The sequence below is a fragment of the Ruegeria sp. G12 genome (assembly GCF_056533565.1).
Genome location: NZ_JBQFOO010000006.1, coordinates 54,803 through 76,234, shown reverse-complemented (window position 1 = coordinate 76,234; position 21,432 = coordinate 54,803). Strand labels below are relative to the sequence as shown.

The window sequence follows — 21,432 nt, the reverse complement described above, 5'->3', positions numbered from 1 at the left end:
AAACGGCCCGCCCGGCCTGCGCGTCCATAACTCCCCAGTCCCCGGACGCGCGGCCTCTGCTCGAGTTAGAACCCGGCGTTTATGGCCTGCGCGGCGTCGATCTTGTCCTGACCCACGTCACCGGCGAACTTGTCCCAAACCGGCTTCATCGCATCGACCCAGGCCTGACGCTGTTCAGGGTTCAGCTCACGGATGATGCCGCCCGCGTCGGTGATCGAGGCTTTGGCCGCTTCGTTCACAGCAAAGGCTTCCTTGTTCCGGGTCTCGCTCACTTCGGACAGAATGGTCATGAACTGATCGCGCACGTCCGGCTCCAGGCTGTCCAGCCAGTCGACCGAGGTCACGACCAGATAGTCGATGATGCCGTGGTTCGTCTCGGTGATACCATCCTGAACTTCGAAGAACTTCTTGCCGTAGATGTTCGACCAGGTGTTTTCCTGCCCGTCCACAACGCCTTGCTGCAGCGCGCCGTACACTTCCGAAAACGCCATCTTCTGCGGGCTGCCACCGATGGCTTCCATCTGCGCCACCAGCACGTCCGAGGACTGAACGCGGAACTTCAGACCATCCGCATCGTTAGGATCGACCAGAGGCTTGTTGGCCGACATTTGCTTCATGCCATTGTGCCAGAAGGCCAGCCCCTGCAGGCCACGGCGCTGCATGCTGTCCATCATCGCCTGACCGTCGGCCGAGGCCTGGAAAGCATCGACCGCTTCGATGTTCTTGAACATGAACGGCAGGTCGAACAGGCGGAATTGCTTGGTGAATTTCTCGAACTTCGACAGCGATGGCGCGGCCAGTTGCACGTCGCCCTGCAGCATCGCCTCAAGCACCTTGTCATCGTTGTAAAGCGTGGAGTTCGGATAGACCTCCATGCACATCACGCCCTGCATCTCATCGTTGACGCGCTGCTCAAGCAGCGACGCTGCGATGCCTTTGGGGTGTTTGTCGGTGTTCGTCACGTGCGCGAACTTGACGACGATCTCACCTTCTTCACAGGCGGCAAAACCTGCGGTTGCGGTGACGGTCAGCGCCAGAGCGGTCGCGGCTGTTGTCAGGATTTTCATCTGTTCTCCTCCCAGACTTCTAAACTCATCCCATCGGCGCGGGTTTCACGCCGGATGCGCGCAGTGAAGCGAATCGAATCCTTTCACACAACATTTTGCAGACTCCGGGAGGGAGATCTATTTTTCTGTTTATTATCTGCAAGTTAAGACAAACCCGCGATTCGCTGAATTTCACCGCGGTCCAAACTGTGCGGAATCCCGCACAGCCCGAAAATCGTTTGTGCGGATTTCCGCACTGATTTCGATTCGGCTCAACCAACACGTACCTCAACCGCCCCACGCCAACCGCAGCCCGCGTCAGCGGTCTGCTGGGCCCAACGCCTTTAACCGCATGATAATGCGGCTTAAGGCGGCGGGAGGGCACCTATCGTCGGTAATCCTCTGGTCTGATCTGATAGCGCGCCAGCTTGTCGTAGAATGTCTTTCGCGGCAGCTTCAGCGCCTTTGCCGCATCCGAGGCCTTGCCGTTGTGCCGCCCCAGCGCCGCAATCAGCAAAGACCGCTCTACCCGCGCCATCTGCTCACTCAGCCCCAGATCGGCGGCCTCAGCCACCTCTTCCGGCATGCCAAGAACGAACCGCATGGCCGCCGACATCAGGGACCGGGCATTGCCCGGCCAATCGCTGGCCATGAGCGCCGCCAGATAGTCAGATGAGATTTCGGGCTCGGCGATACCAGCCTGTTCGGCGGCCTGAGCGACATAGTGACGGAAGATCACAGGGATATCCTCGGGCCGCTCTGACAAGGACGGAATGCGCACGCGCATCACGTCCAGCCGGTAGAACAGATCAGCGTTGAACTGCCCTTGCGCCGACAATTCAGACAGGTCTGCCGTAGTCCCCGCGATGATCCGCGCCTCAGTCCCTTGCTCGATCAGTTCCAGCGCCGCGTATTGCGTGGCCTGCGGCATGGCCGAAACCTCATCCAGAAACAGCGAGCCTCCGCCCGCGTCCTCGCACCCCTGCGCAAGACCCTCGGCGCTCAGGCTGGATGCGGGGCGCTTGACAAACGGCCCCTGCCCGACCGGAGACATCAGGTGCACAACCTCGGCCACTTTCGAGATGCCGCTGCCCGCCGGGCCGGTCACAAGCACCTCAGCCCCGGTTGGGGCCACGGTACGAACACGTTCGCGCAAGGCCTCGGCCTGATCGGACAGACCAAACAGCAGACGCGCCGCAGGATCGCCGCGCTCAAGCTCGGATTTATGCGCGCGCTGTTCGATCACCAGAGACCGCGCGGCAAAGGCCCGCTCCAGCACGTCCAGCAGATCAGAGGCCGCACAGGGTTTTTCCAGAAAATCAAACGCACCCTGCCCCATGGCTTGCACGGCCATCGGGATATCACCCTCACCGGTGAGAAGGATCACCGGCAGTTCGGGGTCGACATCACGCGCGTAGGACAGCAGATGGAACCCGTCGCGGCCTGGCATCCGAATGTCCGACACGATCACGCCCGGGAAATCCGCCCGGATTTGATCCTTGGCGGCGACAAAGGACCCTGCGGTGACCGGCAGATAGTCGGCCAGTTCAAGCGTCTGCGCCAAGGCCTCGCGCACGGCGGCGTCGTCATCGACCAGAAGAACCTTGCGCATCATGCGGCGGCCTCCTTCTCGGATGGCTCAAGTTCGACCGTGAATTCCGCCCCTTCAGGCGTGTTGCTGCCGCGAATATCACCTCCGAAGCTTTGCACCAGACCGTAAGAGATCGACAGGCCCAGCCCCATCCCCTCGGACGTGCCAACGCTTTTGGTCGTGTAGAACGGCTCGAACACCCGATCAGGGTCTTCAATCCCCGGACCGGTGTCGCGGACCGAGACACGAGGCCGAGGGGCTTTGGTCAATTCAATCGAGACCTCACGGCGCGGCAAGCCCACCATCGCATCGGTTGCGTTGTTGATCAGGTTCACGAAGACCTGCACCAGCCGCACTTCACCACCCCAGACGAAAACCGGAGCGTTCGGAGGGACCCAGTTCAATGCGACGCCTTCATCCCGCAGTCGCGTTTCAGTCAATTCCACAGCCGAGTTCAGCACCTGAACCAGATCGACCTTGCCCATCGGTTCGCTTTCGTTGCGCGCAAAGGCTCGCAGGTTGCGGATGATCCGCGCCATGCGGGCCGCCATGTCCGAGATGCGGCCTAAGTTCTCACCCGCTTTGGCCTCATTTCCCCGGCTCAAAAACGCCGTTCCGTTATCGGCAAACTGACGGATCGCCATCAACGGCTGGTTCAGTTCGTGGCTGATACCGGCAGACATCTGGCCCAAAGCGCTCAGCTTGCCCGCCTGCACAAGATCCGCCTGCGCCCGCTTTAGCGCGGCTTCGGCTTCCTGCCGCTCGGCCACTTCCCTGCGCAGGGCAGTGTTGGCGACCGTCAGGTCCTGCGTGCGCTTGGCCACCCGGCTTTCCAGAACCGCGTTTGCCTGCGCCAGCGTCCGCCTGCGCTCGGTCGCCAGAAACAGAAGCGCACCAAAGGCCAGACATATCGCAGCCACCGTTGCCGCCTGCAGCCCCGCCAGACGCCGGGCCGGGGCCACATCCACCAGAACCTCGGCGGTCATGTCGATGACCGGCAGATCAAGCGTCAGGTGCAGCGCGTGGCGCGGCAGATACCGGCCCCAGTTCAGGGTCCACAACTCATGCCCGCCGACCCAATCCGAGGCGAACTCGACCGGCTCGCCCTCGGGCGGCGTCAGCCCGCGCTGGCCCTCGGCCCGGTGCCAGAACAGCAGATCAGACCGGTTCGAGATAAAGACGATCCCGTCTGCATCGATAAAGAACACCGCCTCGGTACTGCCGCGCCAGGTCTGTTCCACATCCTGCACATCGGCCACAACCATCAAAGCGCCCTCGACCTGCCCCGAGGGGCCAAAGGCAGGGGCCGCGTAGGAATAGGTACGGTCGCCGCTGCCCGGCTCGACTCCATGCGCGCTGCCCATTGCGCCCTGCAAGGCGCGCTGAAACGCGGGGTGCTCGGCCATGCTGCGATGCGTCACCGGCTGCGCCGCGACCAGAACTTGACCGTTCCGACCCAAATACATCATGTTCGCCGCCGCCGTCTTGTCAGCCACGTCTAGCAGCATCGCCCGCGCCGCTTGTTGCTGGGCCGGAGTTTCCAGATCGCGCAGCGCCGGATGATTGGCCATCAACACCGCCAGTTCCTGATAGACCTGCATCTGCGTGCTCAGCCGGTCCGCAGCCAATTCCAGATCGGCTTCCGCCTTTTCGCTGAGTTGGAACAGCGCTTGCCGATACCCGTAAGACCAGACCGAGGCCGACAACAGCCCGACGGCAAACAGAAAACCGGCTATGATCCAAATCCTGTGCATATCCTAGGGTCTTGCATTCAGCGCGCCATATGGCAAGTCTGCGCCGCATGAAGACACTGTCGCAATCCCCGACCGAGCCGGGTTTCGTGCAAAACCCCTACCCGTTTTACGACACGGCACGGGGCTTTGGCGATCTGGTGTATTGGAGCGATTACGACCTGATCGCCGCCGTTTCCCACCGGGCGGTCAGTGCGTTCTTTCGAGACCGACGCTTTGGCCGCGAAGTCCCGCCCGAGCTTGCCCGCCCCGGCCCGGACCATCTGGCCCCATGGCTTGAGGTCGAAAACCTGTCGCTGCTTGAGATCGAACCACCCCGCCATACCCGCCTGCGCGCGTTGGTCATGCGGGCCTTCACCTCGCGCGCCATCTCGGACCTTGCGCCTTCGATTGAAGGGCTTTGTCACGACCTGATCAACCGATTCCCGGCTGAACCCTTCGACCTGTTGGATGCCTATTGCACGCAGGTGCCCGTCATCACCATCTGCCGTCTTTTGGGAGTGCCCGAGGACATGGCCCCTCAACTTCTGCGCTGGTCCCACGACATGGTCGCGATGTATCAGGCGCGGCGCACGCGGGACATTGAAGACCGCGCCGCGCAATCCTCGCAAGAATTCACGGATTTCCTCGGCGACTATATCGAGCTGCGCCGAACCGAACCCCGAGATGACTTGATCACCCGCTTGATCGCCGCCGAGGAAGAAGGCGAAAAGCTGTCCTATGACGAGTTGATCGCCACCTGCATATTGCTTCTGAATGCGGGGCACGAGGCGACGGTGCATTCTCTGGGGAATGGCGTGAAAGCCCTGCAGGACTCTGGCGAGGGTGCGCAGGCTCTGACCACTGAGACCATCGACAACACTGTCGAGGAGATCTTGCGACAGGACCCTCCGCTTCACATGTTCACACGCTACGCGTATGAGGATGTCGAAATCTTCGGGCATGAATTCAAGCGTGGGGATGAGGTTGCACTGCTTCTGGGGGCTGCGAACCGCGACCCCGCAGTCTGGCCCGATCCGCACAGATTCGATCCCACGCGTCCGATCCAGACCAATAGCAGCTTTGGCGGTGGCCTGCATTTCTGCGTCGGCGCGCCTTTGGCACGGCTTGAGATGCGCATTGCCCTGCCCATGCTGTTTGAAAGATGCCCTGACCTGCGGCTGGCTGAGTCGCCCGAGTATTCAGACACCTACCATTTTCATGGGCTCACACGGCTGATGGTCGAAATCTGACTCTGCTTACCCCTCGACCAACGCGTTCAGGGGCAGCATTGTCGTGGATTTGATCTCTTCCATCGACAGCAGGGCCGTCACGTTGTGCACCCGCACCTCTGAGATTAGCGATTGGTAGAACTGGTCATAGGCCCGCGCGTTCTTGACCCGGACTTTCAGAATATAGTCGATGTCACCGGCCAGGCGGTGCGCCTCTTGCACTTCGGGGTGGTCGCGCAGGGCTTTTAGGAATCTTCGCTGCCAGTCCGCCTCATGCTCAGAGGTCCGGATTAGGACGAAAAATGTAGCCTCGAACCCCAGCGCCTCGGCGTCCAGCAAAACGGTCTGCTGGCCGATGATTCCGGCCCCTTTCAGCTTGCGGATACGATTCCAGACAGGTGTCTTGGAACTACCCACCCGAGCGGCTATTTCGTCCAGCGACTGACTGGCGTCACGCTGCAGTTCGGCCAGAATTTTCCGATCTGTGTCATCTATCCGCACCGCCATTCCAATTTCCTTTCCGTTTTGAAACCAACGTTCCATAAGGCGGATTATTTAGAACATATGTTCTTATTTATCCGTGTATATGGCGTGATACCGGGAATATTTCCTATATTGCAAGTCAAATAACACCACGTCTGCAACAAACATACTGCTGACGTATTCAATAAGGAGCTCGCCTGATGGCCCGCGCATTCACACCCAAAGTCGTGACGGCAAATGACCTGCTGGAAGGTGACGTGATCTACCAGACCGAGGATGATCGCTGGTCGCGCGACCTGTCGGACGCGGAATTGATCACGGACGAGGCCCATGCGCAGGTGCGTCTGCTGGATGCCGCGCGTCAGGCGAACAAGATCGTGGGGGCCTATCTGGCCGACGCCATCGCAGGCAAAAACGGCCCCGAGCCGACCCATTTCCGCGAGGATTTTCGCCGCACCGGGCCATCGAACTATGCCCACGGCAAGCAGGAAACAGTAACGCAGCCCCGGGCCTGACCTCTGGTCCTCTCTCTCCCCTTCAAGGCCCCATAGTTCGGGGCTGCAACTAAGGACAGCTAATCATGTATCGCTACTCCGAGTTCGACACAGCATTTTTGGCAGAACGCAACGCACAGTTCCGCTCGCAGGTTGAGCGTCGTATTGACGGCTCGCTGACCGAGGACGAATTCAAACCCCTGCGCCTGATGAACGGCCTGTATCTGCAGCTGCACGCTTACATGCTGCGGGTCGCGATCCCTTATGGCACGCTGTCCAGCGCGCAGATGCGTCAACTGGCTCTGCTGGCTGAAAAGTGGGACAAGGGCTACGGCCATTTCACCACCCGTCAGAACATTCAGTATAACTGGCCCAAGCTGAAAGACGTGCCGGATATGCTGGACGCGCTGGCCGAGGTTGGCATGCACGCCATCCAGACCTCGGGCAACACCATTCGCAACGTGACCGCCGACCATTTCGCCGGTGCCGCCGCCGATGAAGTCGCCGACCCTCGCCCCTATGCAGAACTGCTGCGCCAGTGGTCGACTGATCATCCGGAATTCCAGTTCATGCCACGTAAGTTCAAGATCGCCATCACCGGCTCGGGAAACGACCGTGCTGTGATCAAAGCACATGACATCGGCCTGCAACTGGTTGAGCGTGACGGCGTTCTGGGCGCCCGCGTGATCGTGGGCGGCGGTCTGGGTCGCACGCCGATGATCGGCAAGGAACTGTCCGAGTTCGTCGCCTTTGACGACCTGCTGGCTTACCTGGAAGCCACCGTTTCCGTATGGAACCAGATCGGCCGCCGCGACAACAAGTACAAGGCGCGCATCAAGATCACCGTGCACGAGCATGGCATCGACGCCATCCGCGCCAAGGTCAACGAGCGTTTCCTGCAGGTTCGCCCGCAGTTCAAAGGCGCTGACATGGCCCTGTTGGACGAGATCAAGACGCACTTTGCTGCGCCTGATTTCCGCAAGGGTTCGGTTGCCTCGTTCGAAAGCGCCTATACCAACGATCCGGTTTTCCGTTCGTGGGTCGACACCAACATCGCACCGCACAAGAACGCGGACCACGCGATTGTCACGATCTCGATCAAGAAACACGGTGCAACGCCGGGTGATGCGACCGCTGAGCAGATGCGCGTCATGGCTGATCTGGCCGAAGAATTCGCCTATGACGAACTGCGCATCAGCCACGAACAGAACGTGATCCTGCCGCATGTCCACAAATCGGACCTGCCCGCTATCCACGCGAAGCTGAAAGAGTACGAGTTGGCGACCGCCAATATCGGCCTGATCAGCGACATCATCGCCTGCCCCGGCATGGACTATTGCGCGCTGGCCACGGCCCGCTCAATCCCGGTGGCGCAGGAAATCGCGACCCGCTTCGAAGACCTGAAGCTGGAGCACGATATCGGTCACCTGAAGATCAAGATCTCGGGCTGCATCAACGCATGTGGTCACCACCACGTGGGCCATATCGGCATTCTGGGTCTGGATCGCGCGGGCGTCGAGAACTACCAGATCACGCTGGGCGGCGACGGGACGGAAACGGCTGCCATCGGCGACCGCACCGGTCCGGGCTTTGCCTATGATGAGATCGTGCCTGCGGTCGAGCGCATCGTCGACACCTATCTGCAACAGCGCGAAAGCGCCGAGGAAGAATTCCTGCAAACCTACCGCCGCGTCGGCATGGCCCCGTTCAAGGCGGCCCTCTACCCCGAGGCTCAGGCGAATGCCGCTTGACCTGATCCAGACGGAACTGGGCAAGGATCGCAGCGAACTGACCGAAAGGGTCGAGGCGCTGAACGCCCGGTTCCGGCACCACAGCGCGCATGACGTGATGCACGGTGCCATTGAAGAGATTGACGAATTGGCCCTGGTGTCCAGCTTCGGGGCCGAGTCGGTGGTGCTGCTGCATATGGTGGCGGTGGTCGACAAGATGACACCGGTGCTGTTCATCGACACCCAAATGCTGTTCACCGAAACGCTGGAATACCAGCAGGAGGTCAGCGAGCGTCTGGGACTGCGCAACGTCAAAATCATCCGCGCCGATGAAGAAGACGTGCAGCGCGATGACCCCTATGGCGCACTACGCCTGCGGGACATGGATGCGTGCTGCAACCTGCGCAAGACGTTTCCGCTGCAGCAGGCTCTGGCCGGGTACGACGGCTGGATCACCGGGCGTAAACGATTTCAGGCTGGCAGTCGCGCCGCGCTTGATTTCTTTGAGGTCGAGGATGGAACCGGCCGGATCAAGGTCAACCCGCTGGCCCATTGGGCACCCGAGGACGTGCGCGCCTATATGGAGGAAAACAACCTGCCACGGCATCCGCTGGTCGCCAAAGGATACCCTTCGATCGGCTGTGCGCCCTGCACCTCGCCAGTCAAAGAGGGCGAAGACCCCCGCGCCGGGCGCTGGCGCGATCAGAACAAGGAAGAATGCGGCATCCATTTTGTCGACGGCAAGATGGTGCGCGTTGGAGAGAAAACATGAACGTAATCGTATCGGATACCGGGTTCGCGCCCGATGACTGGACCGACGGCTTTGTCACGCTGGACGACGCCGCCAATGACGTGGTCGCGCTGGATGTGGCCTCGGACACGGACCCGGATGAATTGGTTGAACGGCTGGGCAGCGCGCAGATGGTGCGGGTGGACTTCCCGTCCTCGGCAGACGGGCGCGGTTTCACCATCGCCCGTGTTCTGCGCATGAAAGGCTTTACAGGCCGCCTGCGCGCCAAGGGGCACGTTCTGGCTGACCAATACGCGATGGCCCGGCGTAGCGGGTTTGATGAGGTTGAAATCGACGACGATCTGGCGACCCGCCAGCCCGAAGATCAGTGGCTGGCCCGCGCAAACTGGAAAGAAAACAACTATCAGGCCCGCTTGCGCGGCTGAAACCGCAATCGCCAGCTTGTGGAACAAAGGGGGCGATCTGTCCCCTTTTCATGACTTGAATCAAAGCTTAAACGGAGATGTCGGTTTACCAAACCGACAGTGAAACGATGACAGAGATGACACCCGTGACCGAAGCAACCGCCGTTAAGGCCCCCGTTCTGCCGGACGCTCAGACCGTAACCGACGTAAAGCACTGGACCGACAGCCTGTTTTCCTTCAAGGTCTCGCGCCCTGCGTCGCTGCGGTTCCGTTCGGGTGAGTTCGTGATGATCGGCCTGCTGGGCGACAACGGCAAGCCCCTGCTGCGCGCCTATTCGATTGCCTCGCCTTCGTGGGACGAAGAATTGGAGTTCTACTCGATCAAGGTGCAGGACGGCCCTCTGACCTCGAAACTGCAGCACATCAAGCCCGGCGATCAGATCATCCTGCGGCCTAAGCCGGTCGGCACGCTGGTGCATGACGCCCTGCTGCCCGGCAAGCGCCTTTGGTTCTTCGCCACCGGCACCGGCTTTGCGCCCTTCGCCTCGCTGCTGCGCGAACCGCAGACCTATGAGGATTATGACGAGGTCATCATCACCCATACCTGCCGCGAAGTGGCGGAACTGGAATACGGTCGCCAGCTGATCGAAAACATCCGTCAGGATGAATTGCTGGCCGAACTGATTGGCCAAGGCTTTGCCGACAAGATCCGTTACTATCCGACCACCACACGGGAAGAAAGCCCGAAGATGGGCCGCATCACCGACCTGTTGAACGACGGCTCGGTCTTTGCCGAACTGGGCATCGAAGGTGGCATCAAGCCTGAAACCGACCGCGCGATGGTCTGCGGCTCGCTCGCCTTCAACCTGGATATCAAGGAAATCCTCGAAGGGTTTGGCCTGCGCGAAGGTGCCAATTCCGAGCCCAAGGAGTTCGTGATCGAAAAGGCTTTTGTCGGCTGATCCATAAAACTGGCCGGGATTTCACACCCCGGTCAGCGATTTCCCGTCATAAATCAGGCTTTTTCATGTTTCCCTGAGCTTATGCTGCTTGAAACGCTCTGCGCACCGGTCTAAATTCCGGGCTCGAAATTCTGCAATCATCAAAGGAATGAACCCATAGCCCGCAGACCCCACAACGCGCCGCCGCAAAGAGATACCGGACCGCGCGTCAATGACAAAATCCGTGCCCCCGAAATTCGCCTGATCGGCGCTGAAGGTGAAAATGTCGGGGTGGTTCATCCCGCCAAAGCCATGCAACTTGCCGCCGATGCCGGCCTCGATCTGGTCGAGATTTCGCCCAACGCGAACCCGCCGGTCTGCAAGATCATGGATTTTGGCAAGTACAAGTACGAACAGCAGAAACGCGAAAGCGAAGCCCGCAAGAAGCAAAAGGTCATCGAGGTGAAAGAGGTCAAATTCCGGCCCAACACCGACACCCATGACTATGACGTGAAGATGAAGAACGTCTTCAAGTTTCTGGAAAAGGGCGACAAAGTCAAAGTCACCCTGCGCTTCCGTGGTCGTGAAATGGCGCACCAGAATCTGGGCCGCGAGTTGCTGGAACGTGTGGCCGAAGACATCAAAGATCTGGGCAAGGTCGAGAACATGCCCAAGATGGAAGGCCGTCAGATGATCATGATGATCGGCCCGCTACCGCAGAAGTAATCCGTTATCTCAGCGTGTTTGAAGGCTCCGCCGCTTTGGTCGGGGCCTTTTTCATGTGCGATCGTGTTTGTACCAATGGGCCGCATCATGGAAGTCAAACGCCAGCGAGATCAGGTCGACCACAAGCAGGATAGTCAGAGCGGCAGCATAGCCCGGGCTCAACTCTACGCCGCCCCGCAGCAGATAGGTCACCAACACCACCAGAGGCACCCAGAACACCAGATGCGGTAAAGACATCGCACGCGTCATGCCGCGCGCGGCGACCATGATGGGAATATTCGGAACCATTCCCATCACGGACAGGCCGGCTACCCACAAACCTAGGGGCTGACCGACAAAAGCCATCGGCATCAGGTTCACCGGAACCAGAACGAAAGCGACCCAGATTTGCACCCAAACGGGCAACCCCCGGAAACTGCTCCAGATATCCCGCACCATGATCTTGACCTTCTGACCGTTGCTGCGCCCCAACCCTAACGAGGTTGTTTCGCGCCGAAAGGTCAGTCACAGGATTGTCAGACCACGCTGTCAATTGCGCGGCCCAGCTTGGTGATCAGTTCGGCGATCTGCGCATCTTCAATGATGAATGGCGGGGCCAGCAGAATGTGGTCCCCATGTTTGCCGTCCCGCGTGCCGGACATCGGATAACAGATCAGCCCTTCGGCAAAGGCCGCTTTCTTGATCTTGCCTGCAATACCGCGCGCAGGGTCAAACGGTGCCTTGCTATCCCGGTCCGCGACCAGCTCGATGCCTCGAAACAGACCTCGACCCCGAATGTCGCCCACATTCGGATGCTGGCCGAATGCGGATTCCAACGCGGATTGCAGCTCTTCCCCCATCACGCCCGCGCGTGCAGGCAAGCCACGCCCGGTCAGTTCCCGCACTACCGCCAGCGCGGCGGCGGTCGCCACGGGATGACCGATAAAGGTGTGTCCGTGCTGGAAGAACCCCGAGCCGCTTTTGATCGCGTCGTAGATTTTCCCGGTGCACAGCATTGCACCGATCGGTTGATAACCGGCCCCCAACCCCTTGGCGATGCACAGAATATCCGGTGCAACGCCATCATGATCGCAGGCAAACAAATGACCGGTGCGTCCCATGCCGCACATGACTTCGTCCAGAATCAGCAGCACGCCGTACTGATCGCAGATTTCACGAATACGCTTGAAATACCCCTCGACCGCCGGAACAGCGCCCAGAGTTGCACCCACCACCGGCTCCGCCATGAAGGCCATGACTGTGTCGGGGCCCAGCCGCAGAATCTCGGCCTCCAACTCGTTGGCGACGCGTTGACCGTAGTCAAAGCTGCTCTCCCCCTCGGGCTTTTCAGCATACTCGTAGCAAGGCGCGATATGGGTCATCTCGATCAGCATCGGCGCAAACTGCGCCCTGCGCCACGCGTTTCCCCCCGCCGACAAGGCCCCCAATGTATTGCCATGATAGCTCTGCCGTCGTGCGATCACATGCCGCCGCTCGGGCTGGCCGATCTCCAGAAAATACTGCCGCGCCAGCTTGATCGCAGCCTCGGTCGCCTCGGACCCGCCCGAGACGAAGTACACCCGGTCCAATTCGCCGGGCGCATGTTCGATCAGCAAATCGGCTAACGCCTCGGCCGGTTCTGAGGTCATGAATCCGGTATGGGCAAAAGCGATCTGCCCAACCTGTTCCTGCACCGCGCGGATCACGGCAGGGTTGGAATGCCCCAGACAGGACACCGCCGCGTCCCCGCAGTCCAGATAGCGCTTGCCCTGCGCGTCAATCAGGTAACAGCCATCCCCCGCTGCCGCGACAGGCAGTTCAGATTTTGTATGACGCGGAAACACATGACTCATTTCATCGTCCTTTCCAGAAGAGAGACCAAAGCGGCCACCGACGCCGCATTATCCTTCCAAGGCTGACCGTTGGGATCGGTCAAACTGTTTTCAAACCCCACGCGCACGTCCCCACCGCGCAAGGCGGCCTCGGCCAGACACAGATGTTCCTGCGGCCCGAAGGCGCAAACCATCCAGGGTGATGTTGACTGCGGGAACAGGTCAATATCCTGCGGCGCGGACTGCTGATCAGCCGTATATCGCCCCAGAACCAGCAGCCGATCTGTCTGATCGCCGCGCACGATCCCCGCTGTCTGCCAGTCGTCCAACAAAGCGGCATCGCTGGCATCATAGAGGATATGCTGAACCCGCGTCCCCTGCTCGGCGCACAGCCCATAGACCCGATCCGCCATGTCCGGCTGCCGCGCAATCTCGCGCACCGAGATCGACGCCCACTCAGGGCGCACGCCCTGCAGGCACTGGAACTGAGCGGGCACATCAAAAACACCAGCCGCCTCGGTCGTGATCTGCACATCCATCGCGGGGACGGCAGACTTCACCGCCGCGATTGTTTCCAGATACTGCCCAGCGTCCAGCGAATGCCGCCCCTGCTCATCGCGGATATGCAGATGCACCCCATTCGCGCCCGCCTCAGAGCAGCTTTGCGCCGCTTTCACAATTTCATCCAAAGAGATCGGAAGCGCCGCATGATCCGAATGCCCCCGTCGCGCACCATTCGGAGCGACCAGCACATATGGGCGGGTTCCAGTCTTCATTTCGGTCTCGTCAGGGTCCGGCATGTGCCAATCTCCAGTTGCTTACGCCCATCTATCCGCCCCGCCCCTGTTTTCAACTTGCCAAGTTGAAAACATATGTTTTTCTTTAACCATGCCCACGACACCCAACCAGCTCACCGACCAGTTGCGGCGCGACATTGATACCATGCCCGCCCAACTTCAGGCCGCCGCCAAATACATCGTCGACCACCCCGGCGATTTTGGCATGGACCCGATCCGTACCACAGCCAGCAAAATTGGCGTCAGCTCGAACGTCCTCGTCCGCCTGGCCCAGCGATTGGGGTTCGACAGTTTCGACGCGTTTCGCCGTCCGTTCCGAGCCGCCCTTGTCACCGACAGCGAAGACCGTCTTACGCAGGACTGGATAACGCGCCTACGGTCCGAAAGCCCCTTTGGCGCGACACAGGCGGATTTCGCCCAGAACGAACTAAATGTGGTCGCCCGGTCGCTTCGGCAAATTGAACCGGACAAGCTGCAGCAAGCGATTGAGTGCATTCTCAACGCTCGCCGCTGCTTCGTTACTGCCACCCGCGCCAGCTATGCGCTGGCCTATTACTTTCACTACGCCGGCCGCATGGCCCACCCCGGATTGCACCTGATCCCCCGGCATATGGGCTCCGCAATTGACGACCTGCTGCAGGCGGACGAACAGGATTGCGTGCTGGCAGTCACGGTCAGCCCCTACTCTGCCGATACCATCCGGTCCATTCGATTCGCACGGGAGAAAGGTGCACAGATCATCTTGATCTCAGACAGCGACGTCATCGCGCCGGGCACCAAGGCCGACATCTCGTTCCAGATCAGCACACGGTCGCGGCATCACTTTTCAAGCTTCTCGGGCGCAATGGCCGTTCTGGAATGCCTGCTGGGCCATCTCTTCGTTGCCGGGGGCGCAGAGGCGCGCGACCGTGTCGAGGACTACCAGAAAGCGCGTGAAGATACCGGGGCCTATTGGCAGCCGAGCAAGCCACCGCGGGTACGTCGCAAGTAAAAAGCCCCGGCTTGCCGGGGCTTTTCTGACGATTGCCGTTGCGGCTTACAAGCAAGCTTCCACCGCCCGCTTGGTCATGACACTGACCAAATGCGCGCGATAGTCCTTGCTGCCGTGCAGGTCGCCGATCATGTTGGCGGAGTTAATGCTCAGCCCCATCAAAGCGTCAGCGCGGAACTCCGTGTTCAGTGCCTGCTCTGCCTCGGACCAGCGGAACACACCGTCCTCGCTGGCCCCTGTCACGGCCACACGCACGCCATCGGCAAAGCGCGCCACGTAGATACCCACCAATGCAAAGCGCGAAGCAGGCTGCAGGAACTTCTGATAGCTCGCCGCCTGCGGCACCGGGAAGCGGACCCAGGTGATGATCTCGCCCTCATCCAGCGCGGTGGTAAACATGCCCTCAAAGAAATCATCCGCCGCAATCTCGCGCTTGTTGGTCACGATAGTCGCGCCCGAGCCCAACACGCCCGCAGGATAACAGGCCGCCGGATCATTATTGGCCACCGAGCCGCCAATGGTGCCGCGGTTGCGCACCGCCGGATCGCCGATCTGCCCCGCCAAAGCCGCCAGCGCCGGATAAGACCCCGCTGCCTCACGAGCCACCGTTGCATGGGTCGTCGCCCCGCCCACCGAGACCGAGCCGTCATCCTCAACACAGACCCCGATCATCTCGGCAATCCCACTCACGCTGACCAGCACCGACGGGGCCGCCAACCTCTGTTTCAGCGTCGGGATCAGCGTCTGACCGCCCCCCAACGCCTGCGCATCCTCCGACCCCAACGCGGCAACTGCGTCCGCAATGGTCGAGGGCTTCTCAAACTCGAAACTGTACATTTCGCATTTCCTTTCCGAAGAACAAGGATCCGTCCTTCATCTGGCTATAAATATCCCGGGGGTCCGGGGGCTGGCCCCCGGTCCGCCCTATCCAACTCAGCTGTTCATCGCCGCCCAGACGCGCGACGGGCTCACCGGCATGTCGATGTGATCCACCGCCTTGCCGCCCGAATTCAGCGCATCCAGCACCGCATTGACCACCGCAGGCGGAGAGCCAATGGCCCCGGCCTCACCACAGCCCTTCACACCCAAGGGGTTGTGCGTACACGGCGTCTGGCTGGAATGATCGACCCCATAGAAGGGCACATCATCGGCGCGCGGCATGGCGTAATCCATGAAGGACGCGCTCAGCAGCTGGCCATTCTCGTCATAGGCGCAGTTCTCCAGCATTGCTTGACCGATGCCCTGACCGATGCCGCCATGCACCTGACCATCCACGATCATCGGGTTGACGATGTTGCCAAAGTCATCCGCCGCGGTGAACGCCTCAATACTGACCTGACCGGTTTCCGGGTCGACCTCGACCTCGCAGGCATATGCCCCAGCCGGGAAGGTAAAGTTGGCCGGGTCGTAAAACGCGGTCTCCTCCAGCCCCGGCTCCACCTCCAAGGGGTAGTTATGGGGCACATAGGCCGTCAGGGTCACATCGCCCCAGGCCACCGACTTGTCGGTGCCTGCCACGCTGAACTGGCCGTCCTTCAGCTCGATATCGGCCTCGGACGCCTCCAGCAGGTGGGCGGCGATCTTCTTGGCCTTGTCGATCACCTTCTCGGTGGCCTTAACCATGGCCGAGCCGCAAACGGCTAGCGAGCGTGAGCCATAGGTGCCCATCCCAAACGGGATTTTCGAGGTGTCGCCATGCACGATCTCAACCATCGACTCGTCGATGCCGATCATGTCGGCCACAACCTGCGGGAAGGCGGTCTCATGCCCCTGCCCGTGGCTATGCGCGCCAACCATGACGCTGATCGAGCCGGTGGCGTTCACCCGCACGGTCGCCGCGTCATAGAGACCCGCCCGGGCCCCCAGCATGCCAACGATGTTCGACGGCGCGATCCCGCAGGCCTCGATATAGCAGTTGATGCCCAGACCGCGCAGCTTGCCCTTGGCCTCGCTTGCCGCACGGCGCGCGGCAAAGCCTGCCAGATCGGCGGCAGCCTCCAGCTTGTCCATGGTCCCGTTGTAATCCCCGGTGTCATAGGTCAGCGCCACCGGCGTGTCATAGGGAAACTGGGTGACAAAGTTCTGACGGCGCAGAGCAATCGGGTCGACCCCCAGCTCACGTGCGGCCTTGTCCACCACGCGCTCCAGCTGATACGTTGCCTCGGGCCGGCCCGCGCCGCGATAGGCATCCACCGGCACCGTGTTGGTGAACATCGCCTTCACGTTCACCTGGATGACCGGCGTCTTGTAATTGCCCGCCATCAGCGTGCCGTGCAGCCATGTGGGCACCGAACTGGAGAAAGTCGACAGATACGCCCCCAGATTGGCAAAGGTATTGGTGCGCAGACCAATGAAGTTATTTTCCGCATCCAGCGCCAGTTCGATTTTGCTGACATGATCCCGGCCATGGGCGTCCGACATGAACGCCTCGGACCGGCTGGAGGTCCACTTCACCGGCCGGTTGCAGGCCTTGGCGGCGAAGGTACAGAACGCCTCTTCCGCATAGTGGAAGATCTTGGTGCCAAAGCCGCCGCCCACATCCGGAGCCACCACGCGGACCTTGTGCTCGGGCAGGCCCAGCACAAAGGCGCACATCAGCAGGCGGATCACATGCGGGTTCTGCGAGGTGGTGTAAAGCGTGTACTCATCCGTGCCGCGCTTGTATTCCCCCACCGCCACACGCGGTTCCATCGGGTTGGCGACCAGACGGTTGTTCACCAGATCCAGCGTGGTCACATGGGCCGCATTGGCGAAGACTTCGTTGACCTTGGCGTCGTCCGCCTCACCCAACTGCCAGTCGTAGCAGATGTTGTTCTTCAGATCGTCATGCACCAGCGTCGCGCCCTCTTGCGCGGCAGCCTTCATGTCGATCACCGCGGGCAGTTCTTCGATGTCCACATCGATCGCCTCGGCCGCATCCCGCGCCTGTTCCAGGCTGTCGGCCACTACGGCCGCAATCGGATCGCCCACATGGCGCACTTTACCCTGTGCCAGAATGGGGTGCGGAGGCTCCTGCATCGGCGCGCCGTGCTTGTCCGTCACTTCCCAGCCGCAGGGCATGCCCCCCACGCCTTCAAAATCTTTACCGGTGAACACCTTGACCACACCCGGCATGGCTGCCGCCGCAGAGGTGTCGATACTGGTGATCCGGCCATGCGCGATATCCGAGCGCAGAAAATGAACATAGGCCTGTCCGGCCACGTTGATGTCGTCGGTATAATTGCCTGCTCCGGTCAGAAAGCGTACGTCCTCGCGCCGCTTGGAACTGGCTCCGATGCCACTGTCTTTGGGCATTGCTTGTTCTCCTCCCTGTGGATGCGCGTGCATCCTGTATCATCCCACGGGCGTCTCCCCCGACGCCCGCAGCGGCATCATTCGGCAGCGATACTGCCTACGTCCTGACCCGATGCGGCCATGATCGCCTTGACGATATTGTGGTAGCCCGTGCAACGGCACAGGTTGCCTTCCAGATACTTCCGGATTTCCGCTTCCGTCGGGCGCGGGTTATCTTTCAGCAGCGCCGCCGCACTCATCACCATGCCCGGCGTGCAGAACCCGCATTGAAGCCCGTGATGATCCTGAAATGCCTGCTGGATCACATTGAGCGAGCCATCGGCATTCGCTTGTCCTTCAATCGTGCCAACATCGGCCCCGTCGGCCTCGAGCGCCAGCATGTTGCAGGACTTCACTGCTTCGCCGTTCACGTGCACAACGCATGCACCGCATTGCGCCGTGTCACAGCCCACATGCGTCCCTGTCAGCGAAAGGTGGTCGCGCAGAAAGCTGGACAGCAACGTCCGGCCTTCGACATCACCGCTCACGGACTGGCCGTTCACGGTCATTGAGACCTGTGTCATAAGTTCCTCCCATTTCGTGTTTTTGCTTGCCCCGAGTTAAACACGGGAATTTTCGTTTGAGAACAGAAAATTTTGTTTGTTTTTCTTAAGGTTCACGCAACCAACCCCGACCATGTAGCGTACCAAGGCGTTACGGCAATTTGTTGGTGGATTACTTCCTTCTTTGGGCCCGAGGCTGCGGTCTGGTCGGTATCTCCTTTAGCAAACCACCCACGCCCATGCCCGCGATATCGATGGCGGTCGTTTCGATTCCGCACGCGACACGGGACAAAACCCAATCCGCGCCGTTCAAAGCCGGAGACCGCGCGCAGCCCGGCAAACCGATCACAGGGCGATCCGCAAGCTGGCCCAGAAACAACAGGTTCCCCGGGTCAACCGGCATGCCGAACCGATCCACGCGACCTCCGGCCAGACGGACCGCAGCGGGCGCGACATCGTTGACATCCGATGTTGCAGAGCCGGTTAAGATCATCGTCAGATCGCCGCTTGTGTCCGCGACAGCAGCCGACAGTGCATCGGTTCTGTGCGGTACGATTTTGACGTCGCTCAGCTCCATACCCAGCGCCTCTACCCGGCCCCGAATGGCGGCGATTCCCTTTTCATTGGGCGGCCCGCCGGGAATGTCGGTCACGATCAGACCGGCAGTCTGGTAGACCGGGCGGACAAGGCGAACTGAATCGCGGGCAAGCTCTGCGGCGCGCTGAACGTCGTCCTTTGGGACGGCATAGGAGATCACCTTGATCGTCGCGACCATACCCCCAGCACTCATCTGTTGGTACTGGGGGACCGTCGCGACCGTGATCATCGGGTTCACCTGATTGAACCGCTCGATTGCATCCACGTCGAAAACCGAGACGCCCGGCCCGTCGGCCAGCAGGTTTACCCTGCCTGTGAACGCTTCGGTCACGCGCAGATTGGCTGATGCGGCGTCGGGTGTCAGTGCTTCGGCCAGCAGGCGCGCGGCCTCATCCTCATGGCAATCGCCGGGTTCCAGCCGCGCCACTGTGACCTCGGCAATACCGGCATCTGAAAGATGCGCCACATGTTCAGGCGAAAGAGTCAGCCCCTTGCGCAGTTTCTTCCCACCCGCCGTCACCGAATGCGCGAGGATCGCGCCACCGGCATCTGCGACCGGCACCGGACCGAACTTCATGCCTTACCCCGCAGCACTGCCGTCATCTGCGCCAGAATGGCCACTGCAATCTCGGACGGGTCAGCGGCCCCGATGTCCAACCCGATGGGACCATGAATGCGCGCGATTTGGGCGTCACTGAACCCGGCGGATTTCATCCGATCCACACGCTTGGCATGGGTTCGGGTCGACCCCAGCGCGCCGATGTAGAACACGCCTGCCCCCAAAGCCGCCTGCAACGCAGGGTCGTCGAGCTTGGGATCGTGGGTCAGCAAGACCAGCGCCGTTCGCGTGTCCAAACCCAGGCGGGCAACGGCCTCATCCGGCCAGTCGGTCAGGATTTTCTCACCCGGAAACCGGTCATCCGACGCGAATGCTTCGCGCGGGTCCACGATGGCGGGATCATATCCGGCGATCCGCGCCATGGGCACCAAGGCTTGCGCGATATGAACCGCGCCGACGACGATCAGTCGCAGCGGAGGGTTATGTACGGCGACAAAGGTCTGCCCATCCTCTTCAAAACCGGACCGATCCATGCGCAGCCGGTCCTTGTAGGCGTTGCGCCGCAAAGCGCGATGGCCGGTTTCGATATTTACCTCATAGGCCAGAGGCTCGCGCGCCGCCCGCGCTTTGACGAGTTCAGCCAGCATCGGTTCGGGCAGAACCATTCCCACGGGCTCAACAAGCACGCGGATCGTCCCGCCACAGGCCAAACCCACGGCAAACGCGTCTTCGTCGCTGACGCCAAACTCCAACAAGCGCGCCTCACCCTCGTCGATGGCTTCCAGCGCCTCGACAATCACCGCGCCTTCGACGCATCCGCCCGAGACGGACCCTTCGATCCGGCCATCTCCGCCAATCACCAGTTGCGCGCCCACACGCCGTGGCGCACTGCCCCAGGTTTCAACCACGGTGGCAAGGGCAGCATCGCGCCCGGCGCGATACCAGTTCAACGCCGTTTCCGGACTGTTATCGAATCGTTCCATTGAACTCTCCCCGAGTCTTCCGATCCAACATAGGCAGGATTAACGCAATGAAAAGCGGACCAAGGTCCAGGCCGGGCAAACAAGGCCAGTGAATTCGGCGGCAAACGGCCCTTTTCACATTCACATACGCAAAGGATTGATTGTCACCTCACCCGGTTCTAGCCTGCGCTGGCAGCCGGATGATTACCGGACGCGCGCAAAGATCCCCCTTAATCGGAGACAAGACATTGAAACGCATTCTGACACTGGGAACGGCGATTGGCCTTGTGGCCTCGACCACCGCATGGGCTGACACATTCGAACGTTATGGTGAGGTCGAAGGCTGGAAAGTGTTCATCGACAACGAAAAGAAATCCTGCCTTATCGAGGCGGTGGACGATTCTGAAAACGTGGTGCAGATGGGCCTGACCGAAGATCGCGGCGTTGGCTATGTCGGCGTGTTCACCAAGGCCGAAACCAACATCAAGCGCGGCGAGAAAGAGGCCGTGGCGATCCTGCTGGGCGACAACATCTACGTCGGTGAGGCAACGGGGATGAAGGGCAACATAACCAAGGGCTATTCCGGCGGCTATGTGCTGTCAGATGACCCTCAGTTCGCGGATGACATTGCCAACAAGAAGGTGATGATCGTGTTTCCCGAGAAAGAGTTTGCGTTCACCGTTGATCTGACGGGTACCAAGAAAGCCATGGCCATGGCGCGTGAGTGCAACGAAAAGCAGCTTGGCTGAAG

The 21,432-nt window shown here is 60.7% G+C and carries 21 protein-coding genes; 9 read left to right on the top strand and 12 right to left on the bottom strand.

The features are described from left to right. Nucleotides 1–65: 65 nt before the first annotated feature. The 3 genes from ACR0JN_RS14425 to ACR0JN_RS14415 all read right to left on the bottom strand — a co-directional run bounded on the left by ACR0JN_RS14425 (nt 66) and on the right by ACR0JN_RS14415 (nt 4,391). Nucleotides 66–1,067, bottom strand: coding sequence for a DctP family TRAP transporter solute-binding subunit (locus ACR0JN_RS14425; protein WP_480886531.1), 1,002 nt, complete (start codon nt 1,065–1,067; stop codon nt 66–68). A 364-nt stretch (nt 1,068–1,431) separates the two neighbouring features. Further along, nucleotides 1,432–2,661 (bottom strand): sigma-54-dependent transcriptional regulator, encoded by a 1,230-nt coding sequence (locus ACR0JN_RS14420; protein ID WP_480886529.1) that lies wholly within the window; start codon nt 2,659–2,661, stop codon nt 1,432–1,434. Continuing rightward, the gene (locus tag ACR0JN_RS14415) at nt 2,658–4,391 is read right to left on the bottom strand and encodes a sensor histidine kinase (protein ID WP_480817013.1); all 1,734 of its coding nucleotides are present in this window, start codon (nt 4,389–4,391) and stop codon (nt 2,658–2,660) included. Before ACR0JN_RS14415 ends, ACR0JN_RS14420 begins: the two co-directional genes overlap by 4 nt. Nucleotides 4,392–4,438: 47 nt before the next feature. On the opposite strand from ACR0JN_RS14415, the gene ACR0JN_RS14410 reads away from it, so the two are divergent. Next, nucleotides 4,439–5,620 (top strand): cytochrome P450, encoded by a 1,182-nt coding sequence (locus ACR0JN_RS14410; protein ID WP_480886923.1) that lies wholly within the window; start codon nt 4,439–4,441, stop codon nt 5,618–5,620. 6 nt (nt 5,621–5,626) lie between these two features. Here ACR0JN_RS14410 and ACR0JN_RS14405 read toward each other — a convergent pair whose 3' ends face one another. Further along, on the bottom strand, nt 5,627–6,106 hold the full coding sequence (locus tag ACR0JN_RS14405; protein WP_480817014.1) for an Lrp/AsnC family transcriptional regulator: 480 nt from the start codon (nt 6,104–6,106) through the stop codon (nt 5,627–5,629). Between the two features lie 176 nt (nt 6,107–6,282). On the opposite strand from ACR0JN_RS14405, the gene ACR0JN_RS14400 reads away from it, so the two are divergent. From ACR0JN_RS14400 to infC, 6 genes are all read left to right on the top strand, one after another. Then, nucleotides 6,283–6,597, top strand: coding sequence for a DUF2849 domain-containing protein (locus tag ACR0JN_RS14400; RefSeq protein WP_480886528.1), 315 nt, complete (start codon nt 6,283–6,285; stop codon nt 6,595–6,597). Between the two features lie 65 nt (nt 6,598–6,662). Beyond that, nucleotides 6,663–8,327 (top strand): nitrite/sulfite reductase, encoded by a 1,665-nt coding sequence (locus ACR0JN_RS14395; RefSeq protein WP_480886527.1) that lies wholly within the window; start codon nt 6,663–6,665, stop codon nt 8,325–8,327. Beyond that, a complete protein-coding gene (locus ACR0JN_RS14390) occupies nt 8,317–9,078 on the top strand; it encodes a phosphoadenylyl-sulfate reductase (RefSeq protein ID WP_480886526.1) in 762 nt (253 codons plus the stop codon). Before ACR0JN_RS14395 ends, ACR0JN_RS14390 begins: the two co-directional genes overlap by 11 nt. After that, nucleotides 9,075–9,482 carry a DUF934 domain-containing protein gene (locus ACR0JN_RS14385; RefSeq protein ID WP_480886525.1) on the top strand — a complete coding sequence of 136 codons (408 nt, stop codon included), beginning with the start codon at nt 9,075–9,077 and terminating at the stop codon, nt 9,480–9,482. The genes ACR0JN_RS14390 and ACR0JN_RS14385 overlap by 4 nt, the downstream gene beginning before the upstream one ends. 107 nt (nt 9,483–9,589) lie before the next feature. Next, the gene (locus tag ACR0JN_RS14380) at nt 9,590–10,423 is read left to right on the top strand and encodes a ferredoxin--NADP reductase (RefSeq protein WP_480817019.1); all 834 of its coding nucleotides are present in this window, start codon (nt 9,590–9,592) and stop codon (nt 10,421–10,423) included. A 114-nt stretch (nt 10,424–10,537) separates the two neighbouring features. After that, a complete protein-coding gene (gene infC / locus ACR0JN_RS14375) occupies nt 10,538–11,128 on the top strand; it encodes a translation initiation factor IF-3 (RefSeq protein WP_480886921.1) in 591 nt (196 codons plus the stop codon). A 51-nt stretch (nt 11,129–11,179) separates the two neighbouring features. Here the strand turns inward: infC and ACR0JN_RS14370 are convergent, their stop codons facing one another. From ACR0JN_RS14370 to ACR0JN_RS14360, 3 genes are all read right to left on the bottom strand, one after another. Beyond that, the gene (locus ACR0JN_RS14370) at nt 11,180–11,566 is read right to left on the bottom strand and encodes a hypothetical protein (RefSeq protein WP_480886524.1); all 387 of its coding nucleotides are present in this window, start codon (nt 11,564–11,566) and stop codon (nt 11,180–11,182) included. 77 nt (nt 11,567–11,643) lie between these two features. Next, nucleotides 11,644–12,960, bottom strand: coding sequence for an aspartate aminotransferase family protein (locus ACR0JN_RS14365; RefSeq protein ID WP_480886523.1), 1,317 nt, complete (start codon nt 12,958–12,960; stop codon nt 11,644–11,646). Then, entirely contained in the window at nt 12,957–13,739 is a 783-nt protein-coding gene (locus tag ACR0JN_RS14360; RefSeq protein WP_480886520.1) for a beta-keto acid cleavage family enzyme, read from the bottom strand. Before ACR0JN_RS14360 ends, ACR0JN_RS14365 begins: the two co-directional genes overlap by 4 nt. An 88-nt stretch (nt 13,740–13,827) precedes the next feature. Between ACR0JN_RS14360 and ACR0JN_RS14355 the strand changes: the two genes are divergently transcribed. After that, nucleotides 13,828–14,727, top strand: a complete 900-nt coding sequence (locus ACR0JN_RS14355) for a MurR/RpiR family transcriptional regulator (protein WP_480886518.1) — start codon at nt 13,828–13,830, stop codon at nt 14,725–14,727. Nucleotides 14,728–14,772: 45 nt separating this feature from the next. Here ACR0JN_RS14355 and ACR0JN_RS14350 read toward each other — a convergent pair whose 3' ends face one another. From ACR0JN_RS14350 to ACR0JN_RS14330, 5 genes are all read right to left on the bottom strand, one after another. Continuing rightward, entirely contained in the window at nt 14,773–15,564 is a 792-nt protein-coding gene (locus ACR0JN_RS14350) for an FAD binding domain-containing protein (RefSeq protein ID WP_480886515.1), read from the bottom strand. A 96-nt stretch (nt 15,565–15,660) separates the two neighbouring features. After that, complete coding sequence (locus ACR0JN_RS14345; protein ID WP_480886513.1) at nt 15,661–18,021, bottom strand: xanthine dehydrogenase family protein molybdopterin-binding subunit; 2,361 nt, start codon at nt 18,019–18,021, stop codon at nt 15,661–15,663. A 77-nt stretch (nt 18,022–18,098) separates the two neighbouring features. Beyond that, complete coding sequence (locus tag ACR0JN_RS14340) at nt 18,099–18,584, bottom strand: (2Fe-2S)-binding protein (protein ID WP_480817026.1); 486 nt, start codon at nt 18,582–18,584, stop codon at nt 18,099–18,101. Nucleotides 18,585–18,735: 151 nt separating this feature from the next. After that, a complete protein-coding gene (locus tag ACR0JN_RS14335; RefSeq protein WP_480817027.1) occupies nt 18,736–19,737 on the bottom strand; it encodes a molybdopterin-binding protein in 1,002 nt (333 codons plus the stop codon). Then, entirely contained in the window at nt 19,734–20,702 is a 969-nt protein-coding gene (locus ACR0JN_RS14330; RefSeq protein WP_480817028.1) for an XdhC family protein, read from the bottom strand. Before ACR0JN_RS14330 ends, ACR0JN_RS14335 begins: the two co-directional genes overlap by 4 nt. A gap of 227 nt (nt 20,703–20,929) precedes the next feature. Here ACR0JN_RS14330 and ACR0JN_RS14325 point away from each other — a divergent pair, with 227 nt between their 5' ends. Beyond that, nucleotides 20,930–21,430 carry a hypothetical protein gene (locus ACR0JN_RS14325; protein WP_480817029.1) on the top strand — a complete coding sequence of 167 codons (501 nt, stop codon included), beginning with the start codon at nt 20,930–20,932 and terminating at the stop codon, nt 21,428–21,430. Nucleotides 21,431–21,432: the final 2 nt, after the last annotated feature.

What these genes read in the sequence shown, in the direction of transcription:
- ACR0JN_RS14400 (WP_480886528.1), top strand. Translation starts at nt 6,283, where the DNA reads ATGGCCCGCGCATTCACACCCAAAGTCGTGACGGCAAATGACCTGCTG.
- ACR0JN_RS14385 (WP_480886525.1), top strand. Translation starts at nt 9,075, where the DNA reads ATGAACGTAATCGTATCGGATACCGGGTTCGCGCCCGATGACTGGACC.
- ACR0JN_RS14365 (WP_480886523.1), bottom strand. Translation starts at nt 12,960, where the DNA reads ATGAGTCATGTGTTTCCGCGTCATACAAAATCTGAACTGCCTGTCGCG.
- ACR0JN_RS14395 (WP_480886527.1), top strand. Translation starts at nt 6,663, where the DNA reads ATGTATCGCTACTCCGAGTTCGACACAGCATTTTTGGCAGAACGCAAC.
- ACR0JN_RS14420 (WP_480886529.1), bottom strand. Translation starts at nt 2,661, where the DNA reads ATGATGCGCAAGGTTCTTCTGGTCGATGACGACGCCGCCGTGCGCGAG.
- ACR0JN_RS14390 (WP_480886526.1), top strand. Translation starts at nt 8,317, where the DNA reads ATGCCGCTTGACCTGATCCAGACGGAACTGGGCAAGGATCGCAGCGAA.
- ACR0JN_RS14350 (WP_480886515.1), bottom strand. Translation starts at nt 15,564, where the DNA reads ATGTACAGTTTCGAGTTTGAGAAGCCCTCGACCATTGCGGACGCAGTT.
- ACR0JN_RS14425 (WP_480886531.1), bottom strand. Translation starts at nt 1,067, where the DNA reads ATGAAAATCCTGACAACAGCCGCGACCGCTCTGGCGCTGACCGTCACC.
- ACR0JN_RS14360 (WP_480886520.1), bottom strand. Translation starts at nt 13,739, where the DNA reads ATGCCGGACCCTGACGAGACCGAAATGAAGACTGGAACCCGCCCATAT.
- ACR0JN_RS14370 (WP_480886524.1), bottom strand. Translation starts at nt 11,566, where the DNA reads ATGGTGCGGGATATCTGGAGCAGTTTCCGGGGGTTGCCCGTTTGGGTG.
- ACR0JN_RS14405 (WP_480817014.1), bottom strand. Translation starts at nt 6,106, where the DNA reads ATGGCGGTGCGGATAGATGACACAGATCGGAAAATTCTGGCCGAACTG.
- ACR0JN_RS14340 (WP_480817026.1), bottom strand. Translation starts at nt 18,584, where the DNA reads ATGACACAGGTCTCAATGACCGTGAACGGCCAGTCCGTGAGCGGTGAT.
- ACR0JN_RS14355 (WP_480886518.1), top strand. Translation starts at nt 13,828, where the DNA reads ATGCCCACGACACCCAACCAGCTCACCGACCAGTTGCGGCGCGACATT.
- ACR0JN_RS14380 (WP_480817019.1), top strand. Translation starts at nt 9,590, where the DNA reads ATGACAGAGATGACACCCGTGACCGAAGCAACCGCCGTTAAGGCCCCC.
- ACR0JN_RS14330 (WP_480817028.1), bottom strand. Translation starts at nt 20,702, where the DNA reads ATGGAACGATTCGATAACAGTCCGGAAACGGCGTTGAACTGGTATCGC.
- ACR0JN_RS14410 (WP_480886923.1), top strand. Translation starts at nt 4,439, where the DNA reads ATGAAGACACTGTCGCAATCCCCGACCGAGCCGGGTTTCGTGCAAAAC.
- ACR0JN_RS14415 (WP_480817013.1), bottom strand. Translation starts at nt 4,391, where the DNA reads ATGCACAGGATTTGGATCATAGCCGGTTTTCTGTTTGCCGTCGGGCTG.
- ACR0JN_RS14345 (WP_480886513.1), bottom strand. Translation starts at nt 18,021, where the DNA reads ATGCCCAAAGACAGTGGCATCGGAGCCAGTTCCAAGCGGCGCGAGGAC.
- ACR0JN_RS14335 (WP_480817027.1), bottom strand. Translation starts at nt 19,737, where the DNA reads ATGAAGTTCGGTCCGGTGCCGGTCGCAGATGCCGGTGGCGCGATCCTC.